This window comes from Rhodococcus sp. UNC363MFTsu5.1 (genome assembly GCF_000686785.1).
In the GTDB taxonomy this organism is placed as follows: domain Bacteria; phylum Actinomycetota; class Actinomycetes; order Mycobacteriales; family Mycobacteriaceae; genus Rhodococcus_G; species Rhodococcus_G maanshanensis.
In genome coordinates this window covers 1-12361 of the sequence record NZ_JMLO01000005.1, presented here as the reverse complement: position 1 = coordinate 12361, position 12361 = coordinate 1, and the positions used below count along the sequence as shown (strand labels likewise).

Here is a 12361-nt window from a genome sequence, read left to right as displayed (position 1 = left end):
GGTGCGAGTGACGTCCGGAACGAAGTCGACGGTGGTTCGGGTGCCGAAGGCCGGTGAGTTGGTGGCCGCCAACCTGCGGCGGCGGATCATCACCGGCGAACTGAACGTGGGCGACCCGTTGCCAAACGAGGCCGTGCTCATGGAACAGTTCGGGGTGTCGCGGCCGACCCTGCGCGAGGCATTCCGGATCCTCGAATCCGAATCGATCATCACGGTGCTGCGCGGCGCGCACGGCGGCGCGAGGGTCTTGGCACCCGACGCGTCGGTGGCCGCGCGGTACACCGGCCTGCTGTTGCAGTACCAGGGCACCCCGCTCGTCGACGTGTACCGGGCGCGGGCATCGCTCGAGGTGTCCGCGGTGGGAATGCTGGCCGAGGGTAATCGCGGCGAGGCACTCGCGACTTTCGCGGAACTGATCGAAGCGGGTGCCGATCTCGTGGAGGACTCCGCGGCGTTCGCGCGCCACGACGTCGATGTCCACCAGGCGCTGATCGACCTCGCCGGGAACCAGACGCTCGCCGTGCTCGGTGGGATGTTGGTGCACATCATCGACGCGCACAACGCCCTCTTCATCGCCGCGCACGGCGGCGGCAACGAGCGACCGGCGGCCCGCGCGGCGCATCGCGCCTATCTCAAGCTGCTCGGTCTGCTGCGCGAGGGCGATGCGACCGCCGCCCAGGAGTTCTGGCGCAAGCACCTCGACGCGATCGAGAAGTACATGATCGGCGACACCGAGACGACCCTCGTCGAGGTGCTGTCGTAGCGGTGTCGTCGTAGCCGCGGTCCCGACGTCAGGGACCCGCAGGCGTCAGGGCATCGGGATCACCAGCGGCGGCAGACCCGGTATCTGGACCTGGATCTGCGGCGGCGGTGGTGGCGGGGCCACGGGAACCGGCGCGGGCGCCGGTGGTGGTGCCGGCGCAGGTGGTGGTTCGGGGGCCGGTGGTGGCTCGGGCGGCGGCGCGGGCGCCTGCCGCTGGACCGGGGGCGGCGCGACCGCGAGCGGTTCGGGTTCCACCACGGGCGGAGGTGGCGGGGGCGGCGGGCCAGGTGGTGGGGCCGGAGGCGGTGGACCGGGTCGGTCCGCGGGCTGCTGTGGTCCCGCCCCGATCGGGACGGCCGCCAGGCCACCGGACATCAGGTCGACGACCGTCACCTGCGCCATCGGCTGCTGGGCGGGTTGCACGACCAGCAGTCGCTCGGCGTCGTAGCCGGGCCACGCGTCCTCCGTCGCGGCCGGCTCCGAACTCGGCCGCGGATCGATCAGCGGGCTTCCCCGCGCGCACCGGACCCGCGGCGTCCCGTGGTCGTCGATCAGGACGATGGTCCCGGCTTCGAGCACCGACTGATACGACGTGGCACGTTCGCCGCTGTAGCCGTAGTTGGTCACCCTCGTGTCCGCGCGCAGCAGCACCGGCGTGAGGGTGCGCACGTAGCTGCGCACGTCGTCGACATCGAGCACGCCCGACCAGGCCTGCATCTTGATGGGATCGCTCTCGAGGTCTGCGACCAGCCTTTCCCGATCGCACAGGACCCGGTCGAGGCTTCCGCCGTACAACCCGACGCGATCACCGGGGATGCTGATGCCGTCGCCCGCATTCGGGAGGTCGGCGCCGGGCGGACCGGGCGGGACGACCGTCGGGATCTGCGGGGGTAGCAGGCGATCGGTCCATGGCTGTTGGCCATCGGAGACCACGCGGTCCAGCGCGAGGGGCCGCGGCTGTGGCTCCGACCCGTTCGAACACGCCGCGACCGCCACCGCGCACGCGACCACGAGCCATCGACCCGGCGCGTGTCCCACACGCGGGCCGGTCCTCGCGACAGTGCTTCGTCGGGCAAACCGTGCGGCCTGCCCGGCGATGACGGTGGCCACCCGCTCATCGTAAGCACAGCGGCTGGTCGGCAGGGCTCTATTGCGTGGGCGTGCCGCGATGGTCAGCGAGCCGGTTCGGGCTCCAACTCCGCGACCGGCGGGGCAGTGGCGACGGACGCAGTGGTCGCACGCGGGATGAAGACCGCGATGAGCAGTGCAAGCAGCGCGGCCGCGGCGCCGATCAGGAAGGTCACCACGAACGCCCGGTGCGTCGGCACAAGGGCGGGGCCGAAGGACATGGTCATGTTGGCCAGGACCACGGTCATCACGGCGCTCGCGAACGACGTTCCGACCATCCGCATCAGGGAGTTGAGTCCGTTCGCTGCCGCCGTCTCGTGCAGCGGGACCGCGCGCATGATCAGCGCGGGCATGGCCGCATACGAGATGCCGATTCCCGCGCCGATGATGGTCGAGACCAGCGCGATCTGCCAGACCTCGTTCATCAGCACGGCACCGATCAGGTAGCCGGCCGCGATGACGACGGTGCCGACCATCAGCGTGGTCCGCGGGCCGTACCGGTTGGTGATGCGGGCCGACACCGGCGAGAGCAGCATCATCACGATGCCGGCGGGGGCCATGCACAGCCCGGCCATGACCATCGACTGGCCGAGCCCGTAGCCGGTCTCCGGCGGTGACTGCAGCAACTGCGGAACGGTCAACGACGTTGCGTACATGGCGAATCCGGTCATGACCGACGCCAAGTTGGTCAGCAGGATCGGGCGGGAGGCGGAGACCCGGAGGTTGACGAGGGGCTCGGCGGTGCGCAGCTCGGCGAAGCCCCATGCCAGGAACACGACGACGGACGCGGCGAGCAGCCCGAGGGTGGTCGCACTGGTCCAGCCCCATTCGCCGCCCTTGGTGATCGCCAACAGGAGCGAGACGAGTCCGGCCGCGAGCCCCACCGCGCCGAGGTAGTCGAACCGTCCCGGATTACGAACAGGGGACTCGGGGACCAGGACGGCGACCGCGATCGCGACCAGCGCGCCGAGCGCGGCAGACGCCCAGAACAGCACGTGCCAGTTGAAGTTCTGCGCCGTCGCCGCGGCCAGCGGCATGCCGATCGCGCCGCCGACACCCATCGTGGAACTCATCACCGAGATCGCGCCGCCCACCTTCTCGGCGGGCAGTTCGTCGCGCAGGATGCTGATGCCGAGTGGGATCGCGCCGGTGGCCGCGCCCTGCAGGATGCGGCCGATGATCACCAGCGGGACGGTCTCGCTCAGTGCACACACCACCGATCCGGCGACCAGAAAAGCCATGCTGATCAGGATCATTCGCCGTTTGCCGAACATGTCGCCGAGGCGGCCGGAGACCGGCGTGACGACGGCCGCGGCCAGCAGGGTGGAGGTGATGACCCAGGAGGCGGTCGAGGCCGAGGTGTTCAGCAGCTCGGGTAGCACGTGGATCAGCGGCACTACCAGGGTCTGCATGAGCGAGACGACGATGCCGGAGAACGCCAGCGTGGCGAGGATCCAGGTGGGGGAATGGGTGCGCCGCGCTGCACCGGGAGCCGAAAGGGTCACGACGGATCTCTTCTCTTGTGTTCTAAGCGCTTATCGATTCCGAGAAAGCAACAGGTGTGTACGGTACACATCGTGTGTATCGTGCACAATCGGTGGGAGTGTGGCGACGTGATGCGAGGATGACCCCGATGGAATCCGAGGAGATCGACCCGGGTCGCGGGTTGGAGCGAGAGATCACGTTGATGGCCCGCCACACCACCCTGGTGACCAAGCGGTGGTTGGAACAGCAGGCGCTCGACCGATCGGCGTATCTGCTGTTGAGCCGCCTCGAGATCAGCGAGCCGATGACGTTGAAGGAACTGGCGGACTCGTTCGGCCTCGACGTGTCCACGATCAACCGGCAGACCGCCGCGCTCGTCCGGCAGGGACTGGCCGAGCGAATTCCCGACCCGCAGGGCGGCACGGCGAGGAAACTCCGGCCGACGGACGGGGGACTGCGTGCGCTGCATTCCGACCGGAAGCACAACGTCGACGGCATCAACTCCCTCGTCGCCGATTGGGACGAGAAGGATCGACGGGATCTGGTTACCTTGTTGCGGCGGCTGAACGAACAGATCGAGGACCGACAGGGTCTGAGCTGGCCGCGGGACTGACCGACAAGCTGCGAGGAGTTGCACGGATGGGCATCAACGAGGGACGCGTCGTGATCGTGACCGGCGCCGCGGGCGGCATCGGCCGCGAGCACGCGCTCGAGTTCGCCAGGCAGGGAGCGAAGGTCGTCGTCAACGACCTCGGGCCCGCCGAGGCGGTCGTCGAGGAGATCAAGGCGCTCGGCGGTGAGGCCATCGCGAACAAGGACGACATCTCGGACTTCGACGGCGCGGGCCGACTGGTGCGCAGCGCGATCGACACGTTCGGCACCGTGCACGTGCTCGTCAACAACGCGGGCATCCTCCGCGACAAGATGTTCGTCAACATGACGGTCGATCAGTGGGACGACATCATGCGCGTGCACCTGCGGGGGACGTTCGCGCCCTCGCAGCACGCGGCGTCGTACTGGCGGGAGCAGCACAAGGCGGGCACTCCGGTCGCGCACCCGCGCATCATCAACACCTCCTCGCCGTCGGGCCTGTACGGCAACATCGGGCAGGCGAACTACGGCGCCGCGAAGGCGGGCATCGCGGCGTTCACCGTGATCCTCGCCGACGAGCTCGCCCGGCTCGGCGTCACCGTCAACGCGATCGCCCCCACCGCGCTCACCCAGATGACCGCGGGCCTCGAGGGTTTCGTTGCCGCGATGGAGGCCGAGAAGGAGCGCACCGGCTTCGATGCGGCAGCGCCGGCGAATATCTCGCCGACCGTGGTCTGGCTCGGGTCGCCGGAGTCCGACGGCATCACCGGCCGGATCTTCAATGTGCATGGCGGCTCGATCAGCGTCGCGGAGACCTGGGTGGCGGGACCGGGGGTGTCGAAGAACGCCCGGTGGGATCCGGCCGAGCTGGGTGAGGTCATCCCGGCCCTGGTCGCCGAGGCGCGACCGAACTCGGACATGGCCGGGCAGCCGCGCAACGAGAACTCGCGTCTGGGTCTGTAGCGTTCGCTCACCGCCGCCCGAGCAGATCGAGAGCGAAACCCGCGTACTCCGTGGCGATCTGCTCGGGCGTGGACGGTCCGTCGATCCGGAACCACTGCGGCAGCGAGGTGCACATTGTCGAGATGGCCCGTCCGGCGTCTCTCGCATGCCGCGTCGTGAGGCTTCCCTCGGCGATGGCGGCGTCGATCTCGTCGTCGAGAAGATACTGAATCTGATTGCGGGAGTCCGTGATCCGCGCTCGGTTGGCCGGTTCGAGGCTGCGCATCTCGCTGGCGCCGATGAACGCGAGTTCCCGGCGATGCGTGTGATAGAGCGCGAGCGCCTCGACGATGAGGCCGACCCGCTCGATTCCGCCAGTGCCGTGGTCGCGGGCCGCGCGCACCCGCCAGTGCAGCTCGTCCATCGTGAGATCGAGCGCCCGCACCAGTAGCTCCTGTTTGTCCCGGTAGTGGTGATACATGCCGGGAACGCTCATGCCGGCCCGCTCGGCGATCGACCGCATGGTCGCGCCGTGATACCCGGTCTCGACGAACGACTCGATCGCTGCCGCGAGCACCGGATCGATGCGCAGCGACGGGAACACGCGCCAGTCACCCGCCGACTGTGCAGCTGCCGTCGCCGTTCCTGGGGATTCGCGCCGGGAAGTGCGCACTCGGCGGTCCGCGGCGGGGGCTCCCCTGGCGGAGGTGGTGCCGGGCTCGCCCATCAGCTGTGCGGCGGTTGTGCCGAGTGCCCCGGCGAGAGCATGTAGTCGCTCGACCGAGACGCCTGTCTTGCCGTTCTCGATGGCGCTGAGCGTCGCCGGGCTGATCGCCAGCTGCCTAGCGAGCTCTCGCAGCGTCAGGCCCGCCGACCTGCGCGTCCGCCTGATCGCATCGGGCAGATGTTCGGTCTTGGTCAACTTTCCGTCCAATCTGTTCAGGAATGCTGAACATTCTAGCCGACATTATCTGGTGAACCTCTTTGACGGGCAGATAAACCTGTGAGATCGTGTGGAAATCATCTGCCGAGCGATCGCTCGGCTCCATGACGCAGGAGGTAGTGAGTGTGTCGATCGATCTGACCTATTCCCCCGAGGTGCAGGACCTCATCGACCGCACCAGGACCTTCACCCGCGACATCGTCCTGCCCATCGAGGACGAGCACGCCGGGGACATCACGGCAGGCGGCGGCGACGCGCTGCGGATCGGCATGCAGCAGGCGGCCAAGGATGCCGGGGTGTTCGCCCCGCACGCCCCGCTCGAGTTCGGTGGCCACGGGTTGAACATGTCGGACCGGGCCCCGGTGTTCGAGGAGGCGGGCTACTCGCTGTTCGGTCCCACCGCGTTGAACATCGCGGCACCCGACGAGGGCAACGTCCACATGCTGGCGCACATCGCCAACCCCGAGCAGAAGCAGCAGTTCCTCGCGCCGCTGGCCTACGGGGACGTCCGATCGGCCTTCGCGATGACGGAGCCGGCGCCGGGGGCGGGATCGGACCCGTCGGCGCTCACCACCCGCGCGGTCCGGGCGGACGGCGGCTGGCGGATCAACGGGCACAAGTGGTTCATCACCGGTGCCGACGGTGCAGGCTTCTTCATCATCATGGCGCGCACCTCGGGCGAGCCCGGTCAGCGCGGCGGGGCCACGATGTTCCTGGCGCCTGCCGACAGTCAAGGGATCAGGGTCGGACGACACATCGACACCCTGGACCGGGCGATGATCGGCGGGCACTGTGAGGTCTTCTTCGAGGACTTGCTGGTGCCCGACGCCGCGGTGCTCGGCGAGGTCGACCGCGGCTTCGAGTACGCCCAGGTCCGTCTCGGCCCGGCCAGGATGACCCACGTGATGCGCTGGCTGGGTGCCGCCCGCCGTGGCCACGACGTCGCGGTGGCCAGGGTGGCGGAGCGGGAAGGCTTCGGGTCCAGATTGGGTGACCTCGGCATGGTCCAGAAGATGGTGGCTGACAACGAGATCGACATCGCCGCCACCCGGGCGCTGTTGGTGCGGGCCTGCTGGGAGCTCGACAGGGGCGACCCGGCATCGAATGCGACGTCGATCGCGAAGACCTATGCGGCCGAGGCGGTCTTCCGGATCGTGGACCGGAGCATGCAGATGTGCGGCGGAATGGGGGTCTCCGGCGACCTGCCGCTGGCCCGGCTCTCGCGGGAGGTTCGGCCGTTCCGGGTCTACGACGGGCCGTCCGAGGTGCACCGCTGGGCCATCGCCAAACGGGTCGTCGGGGCGGCCAAGCGAGAGCTGAGGGAGGCAAAGTGAACCCTCACGGTATGAACATTGCTGCGCTGCAACGCTTCCTGCTCGACAGCGGCATCGAGCTGCATGGGGAGCTGCGCGTCGAGCTGATCAGCGGCGGCCGATCCAATCTGACCTACCGGGCCTGGGACGACCGGTCGTCGTGGGTGGTGCGGCGGCCGCCGACCAGTGGGCTGACCCCGTCGGCGCACGACATGGCCAGGGAGTACACCGTGACCTCGGCGTTGCAGGGCACGGCCGTGCCGGTTGCGCGGACCGTCGCCTTCGATGCCGACGGCTCCGCCCTCGGCGCTCCGATGACGGTGGTCGAGTTCGTCGAGGGCACGGTGGTCCGGGACCAGGCCGATCTCGCCGAGATGTCCGACGATCAGGTCGCGGTCAGCGCCGACGCACTGGTGCGGGTCCTGGCCGATCTGCACGCTGTCGATTACCGGGCGGTGGGGCTGGGTGACTTCGGGCGGCCGGATGGGTTCGTCGCGCGCCAGGTGAAACTCTGGGCGGGACAATGGGATCGGGTCAAGACGAGGGAGCTGCCCGACGTGGCGGTCCTGCATGCGGCGCTGGCCGATGCCATACCGACGGCCTCGGCCTCGTCGATCGTGCACGGTGACTTCAGGATCGACAACACGATCCTGGATTCGCGTGACCCCGGTCAGGTCCGGGCCGTGGTGGACTGGGAGATGTCGACACTGGGTGATCCGCTGACCGACGTCGCCCTGATGTGTGTGTACCGGGATCCGGTGTTCGACCTGGTGCTCGGTTCCCAGGCGGCCTGGACCAGCGATCGGCTGCCGTCGGCCGGCGCTTTGGCGCAGAGTTACGCCGTCGCGTCGGGTCGCGACCTCGGTGACTGGAGTTTCTACCTCGCGCTCGCCAACTTCAAGTTGGGGGTGATCGGTGAGGGGATCACCCATCGCGCGCTGCAGGGATCGGACTCCGGCGCGGGAGCGGTGCGGGCCGCCGAGGCGACACCCGAATTCATGGCGGCCGGGCTGCGTGCCCTGAAGGGAGCGACGCTGTGAGCGGCGGCGGGAACCGGACGGCACTGGTCACCGGTGCATCGAGGGGAATCGGGCTCGGGATCGCGACGCGGCTCGCGCAGTCGGGCTACTCGTTGACGATCACCGCACGGGACGCCGCGCGGCTCGACTCCGTCGCGGGCGAGCTGCGGGCCGCGGGTGCGGCCGAAGTGGTCTCGATCGCGGGCGACATGGCCGACGAGGCCGATATCGCCAGAGTGACCGCGACTCATGCGGATCGGCTCGGTCCGATGACCGCACTGATCCTCAACGCGGGGGTCGGCACCGCGGGCGCGATCGAGGACTTCCCGCTGCGCCGGTTCGACAAGACCCTGGCGGTGAACCTCCGCGGGCCGTTCCAGTTGCTCCAGCAGTCGCTACCGCTGCTGCGGGCGGGCGCCGCCGCCGACCCGGGGCGCGGCGCGAAGGTGGTCGCGCTTGCGTCCATCACGGGTGTGTACGCGGAGCAGGGCCTTGCGGTGTACGGCGCGACGAAGGCGGCGCTGATCAGTGTGGCCGCGACGTTGAACGCCGAGGAATCCGGCAACGGTGTGTGCGCCACGACCATCTCGCCGGCCTTCGTGGACACCGACATGAGCGCCTGGACCCACGATCAGGTGCCGCCGGGGGCGATGCTCGAGGTCAACGACGTCGTCGAGATGGTCGACGCATTGCTGAGACTCTCGTCGCGGGCCGTGATCCCGAACATCGTCATGACCAGGGCGGGCACCGACGGATATCGCGCCTGAATTCTCGCGCGCGGCGGCCCGACCGCGTAGCCTCCCGCGGATGACCACTCTGGCGGATCCCGCGGTTCGCGAATTCCTGTCCGCGGGCACCCGAACGGGCAAGCTCGGTTTCACCGCCTCCGACGGCCGGCCGCTGGTTGCTCCGGTGTGGTTCGTCGTCGACGGTGATGATCTGGTGTTCAACACCGGCGCAGGCACCGCCAAGGGGCGCGCCGTCGCACGCGACGGCCGGGTGGTGATCTGTGTCGACCTCGAACAGCCGCCGTATGCCTTCGTTCAGGTGCAGGGGGTGGCAACGGTGTCCGAGGACCCCGAGGAACTGATCCGGATCGCGACCGCGATCGGTGGCCGGTACATGGGGCCCGACCGGGCGGAGGAGTTCGGTCGTCGGAACGGCGTGCCGGGAGAGCTGGTGGTGCGCCTCCGTCCGACCAAGGTGATCGCCGATCTGGACGTCACGGGCTGACCGGGTCGTGTGCCAAGGTCACGGACTGTGACCGAATCACAATACCGCTGTGACTCGCGCACAACGCCCGTTCCTGGCGCTCGAAATGTCGTTGACCTCGGAAAATGCGCGCACGCTCGGCGTGAGGGCGAGCTGACGGGGCGCGCGAATCGCGACAATCTGGGCGAGGTCTTGGACGCTTGTTAGAAGAAATACCAAAAGGGCGTGACCGGACCTGGTTGAGATGTAGATTACATCCTGCGGTGCGGGCAGAACTCGCCGCGATTTCGGGACGTTGCCACTCGTGGCGGCGTGATTGTTCCTCGGGAGGGCGATCAATGAGCGCAGGGTGGATCCATGGACTCGGTGCGCAGGGGGCTGCTTCGGTGTCCTTCACGATGAGGTTGAGACCTCGTCGCAGTTCGGCGATTGCGCGAACCGCGGGAAGTTGTGTGACCACGTGACAGGTCGCATGACCAGACGATAGTTCTCAGTGCGCACGTAGCGCACCCGTTCCCGCTCGCACTTCTCGGCGATGCGGTCTCTTCCTTGTCGAATCTGGCTTGGATCCTCTTCTGTCTTTTGCTGCGCCCATGGGCTGGGGGCGAGGGATTCAAGTGGTTGTTTGGGACTCCGCGGTGTTCCGGAAAATGAGGTATCAGTTGAAGCCGACCATGCTCAACGGAGACAACGACGGCCGCAGCTCGATCGAGTGCCAGCCCGATGTCTTTCCACTCTCGCCCGCGCAGCTCGGGATGTGGTACGCGCAGCATGTCGACCCTGAGGTCCCCATCAACATCGCGCAGTTCGTTGACCTGCGTGGCCCGCTGGATCTGAAGATCCTCGACGACGCCAGCCAGATCGGGTCCGCGGAGTTCGGTACCGGGTTCCTCCGCCTCATCGAGGTGGACGGGACCCCGCATCAGGTGATCGACCTGACCATCGACGACCATGTCGGCTACCAGGACTTCCGCGGCTACGACGACCCGGAGCGCGCCGCGCGGGACTGGATGCAGGCCGAGTTCAGCGCACCCATCGACCTGCTCGAGGACCGCCTCATCGCCGCGGTCGTGCTGCAGATCGAGGATGAGCGGTACTTCTGGTACTCCCGCGTGCATCACATCGCGCTCGACGGCTTCGGTGCGATGGCCTACATGACCCGCGTCGCCGAGCTCTACTCGACGCTGATCGAGGGACGCGAGCCCACACCGTCCAATGCGAGCACGCTGCGCAGCCTCTACGAATCGGAGGTCTCGTACCGCGAGAGCACCCGGTTCCAGTCCGACGCCGCCTACTGGGCCGAGCGCGTCAAGGGCATGGAGGAGGGCACCAGCCTGACCGAGCGGACCGCGCCGCCCGCCGCGCTCAACGGCATCGCGAGCGCGGCGCTGTCCGGCGGCACCGAGGCGCTGATGGCCGAATCGGTGGCCCGGCACGACTCATCGCCGTCGGGGATGCTCATCGCGGCGTTCGCCGCGTACCTGGCCCAGATGACCGACGCCGGCGACGTGATCCTCAGCCTGCCGGTGACGGCCCGGACGACGGCCTCGATGCGCAAGTCCGGCGGCATGCTCTCCAACGTGGTGCCGCTGCGGATGCACGTGGGCACGGACACGACCGTCGAGGAGTTGCTCAAGTCCGTCCAGGTCGCGGTCGCCGGGGCGCTGCGCCACCAGCGGTACCGCCACGAGGACATCCGGCGCGACTCGTCCAACAGCACGATGCAGCGCGAGTTGCTCGGCCCGTTGGTCAACATCATGCTGTTCCACAGCGAGCTCGTCCTTGGTCCCGTCGTCGGTGAGCTCAGCATTCTGTCCACCGGCACGGTCGAGGACCTCGCCGTCAACTTCTACCAGAGCGTCGCGGGCACCCGGACCCACGTCGATTTCGAGACCAACCCGAACCTGTACACCGAGGAGCAGGCGAAGGGGCACCACGACCGCTTCCTCGCCTTCTTCGACAAGTTCCTCGCCGCGGACCCGGCCCAGCGGGTGTGGGACCTGACTGTCACCACCGAGGCCGAGCGGACGCTCGCGCTGTCGGGTTGGAACGCCACCGATCGGGTGGTCGAGGACGGCACGTTGGTGTCGATGTTCGATGCTCAGGTTTTGCGGTCGCCGGGTTCGGTGGCGTTGTCGTTCGATGGTGCGTCGGTTTCCTATGCGGAGTTCGATGTTCGGGTTAATCGTCTTGCGCGGTATCTGATTTCGGTCGGGGTTGGTCCGGAGTCGTTGGTTGCGTTGGCGATGCGTCGTTCGGTCGATCTGTTGGTCGGTGTGTATGCGGTGGTCAAGGCCGGTGGTGCGTATGTGCCGGTGGATCCGGATCAGCCGGCGGATCGGATCGGGAACATCCTCGAGACCGCGGCGCCTGCGTGTGTGCTGTCGACGTCGCGGGACGGGTTCACGGCTGCGGGGGACAGCTCTGTCCTGTTGATCGATGCGTTGGATCTGTCCGGGGTCGACGGTGGGCCGGTGTCGGATGTGGATCGGTTGGCGCCGTTGGTGCCGGAGAACACGGCGTATGTGATCTTCACGTCGGGGTCGACGGGTCGGCCCAAGGGTGTGGCTGTGTCGCATGCGGCGATCGTGAATCGTCTGGTGTGGATGCAGGCCGAGTACGGGCTGACTGCTGATGATGTGGTGTTGCAGAAGACTCCGGTGACCTTCGATGTGTCGGTGTGGGAGTTGTTCTGGCCGTTGCAGGTTGGTGCTCGCATGGTGATCGCGGTGCCGGATGGGCATCGGGATCCGGTGTATCTGGCTCGGGTGATTGCGGAGGAGTCGGTGTCGACGGCGCATTTTGTGCCGTCGATGTTGGCGGTGTTCGTGGCGGAGCCGTCGGTGGTGGAGGCGTCGTCGTTGCGGCGGGTGTTCGCTTCGGGTGAGGCGTTGCCCGCGCAGACGGCGGGGTTGTTGCGTGAGGTGTTGCCGTCGGCGCGGTTGCACAATTTGTACGGCCCGAC

The 12361-nt window shown here is 68.0% G+C and carries 11 protein-coding genes; 8 read left to right on the top strand and 3 right to left on the bottom strand.

Features of this window, described 5'->3' with window-relative positions; genetic code table 11:
• Positions 1-7: 7 nt before the first annotated feature.
• Positions 8-763, top strand: a complete 756-nt coding sequence (locus BR31_RS0108305) for a FadR/GntR family transcriptional regulator (RefSeq protein WP_156042406.1) — start codon at positions 8-10, stop codon at positions 761-763.
• A gap of 45 nt (positions 764-808) precedes the next feature.
• Here the strand turns inward: BR31_RS0108305 and BR31_RS0108300 are convergent, their stop codons facing one another.
• Entirely contained in the window at positions 809-1873 is a 1065-nt protein-coding gene (locus tag BR31_RS0108300; protein ID WP_027500549.1) for a DUF6777 domain-containing protein, read from the bottom strand.
• Positions 1874-1935: 62 nt separating this feature from the next.
• Positions 1936-3396 (bottom strand): MFS transporter, encoded by a 1461-nt coding sequence (locus BR31_RS27925; RefSeq protein ID WP_051637088.1) that lies wholly within the window; start codon positions 3394-3396, stop codon positions 1936-1938.
• A gap of 128 nt (positions 3397-3524) precedes the next feature.
• Between BR31_RS27925 and BR31_RS0108290 the strand changes: the two genes are divergently transcribed.
• Together BR31_RS0108290 and BR31_RS0108285 are read left to right on the top strand one after the other, a co-directional pair.
• Positions 3525-3989 (top strand): MarR family winged helix-turn-helix transcriptional regulator, encoded by a 465-nt coding sequence (locus BR31_RS0108290; protein ID WP_037176030.1) that lies wholly within the window; start codon positions 3525-3527, stop codon positions 3987-3989.
• A 26-nt stretch (positions 3990-4015) separates the two neighbouring features.
• Entirely contained in the window at positions 4016-4930 is a 915-nt protein-coding gene (locus BR31_RS0108285) for an SDR family oxidoreductase (RefSeq protein ID WP_027500547.1), read from the top strand.
• A gap of 7 nt (positions 4931-4937) precedes the next feature.
• Here BR31_RS0108285 and BR31_RS0108280 read toward each other — a convergent pair whose 3' ends face one another.
• Complete coding sequence (locus BR31_RS0108280; protein WP_027500546.1) at positions 4938-5831, bottom strand: TetR-type transcription factor C-terminal domain-containing protein; 894 nt, start codon at positions 5829-5831, stop codon at positions 4938-4940.
• A gap of 146 nt (positions 5832-5977) precedes the next feature.
• On the opposite strand from BR31_RS0108280, the gene BR31_RS0108275 reads away from it, so the two are divergent.
• The 5 genes from BR31_RS0108275 to BR31_RS27920 all read left to right on the top strand — a co-directional run.
• Positions 5978-7186 (top strand): acyl-CoA dehydrogenase family protein, encoded by a 1209-nt coding sequence (locus BR31_RS0108275; RefSeq protein ID WP_027500545.1) that lies wholly within the window; start codon positions 5978-5980, stop codon positions 7184-7186.
• A gap of 11 nt (positions 7187-7197) precedes the next feature.
• Complete coding sequence (locus BR31_RS0108270) at positions 7198-8205, top strand: phosphotransferase family protein (RefSeq protein WP_027500544.1); 1008 nt, start codon at positions 7198-7200, stop codon at positions 8203-8205.
• Positions 8202-8951, top strand: coding sequence for an SDR family NAD(P)-dependent oxidoreductase (locus BR31_RS0108265; RefSeq protein ID WP_027500543.1), 750 nt, complete (start codon positions 8202-8204; stop codon positions 8949-8951). Before BR31_RS0108270 ends, BR31_RS0108265 begins: the two co-directional genes overlap by 4 nt.
• A 40-nt stretch (positions 8952-8991) precedes the next feature.
• Positions 8992-9417: a PPOX class F420-dependent oxidoreductase gene (locus BR31_RS0108260; protein ID WP_027500542.1), complete on the top strand. Its 426-nt coding sequence runs from the start codon at positions 8992-8994 to the stop codon at positions 9415-9417.
• Positions 9418-10046: 629 nt separating this feature from the next.
• Positions 10047-12361 (top strand): AMP-binding protein (locus tag BR31_RS27920; protein ID WP_197023575.1); only part of this gene is annotated, 2315 nt, incomplete at its 3' end.

What these genes read in the sequence shown, in the direction of transcription:
- BR31_RS0108290 (WP_037176030.1), top strand. Translation starts at nt 3,525, where the DNA reads ATGGAATCCGAGGAGATCGACCCGGGTCGCGGGTTGGAGCGAGAGATC.
- BR31_RS0108285 (WP_027500547.1), top strand. Translation starts at nt 4,016, where the DNA reads ATGGGCATCAACGAGGGACGCGTCGTGATCGTGACCGGCGCCGCGGGC.
- BR31_RS0108270 (WP_027500544.1), top strand. Translation starts at nt 7,198, where the DNA reads ATGAACATTGCTGCGCTGCAACGCTTCCTGCTCGACAGCGGCATCGAG.
- BR31_RS0108260 (WP_027500542.1), top strand. Translation starts at nt 8,992, where the DNA reads ATGACCACTCTGGCGGATCCCGCGGTTCGCGAATTCCTGTCCGCGGGC.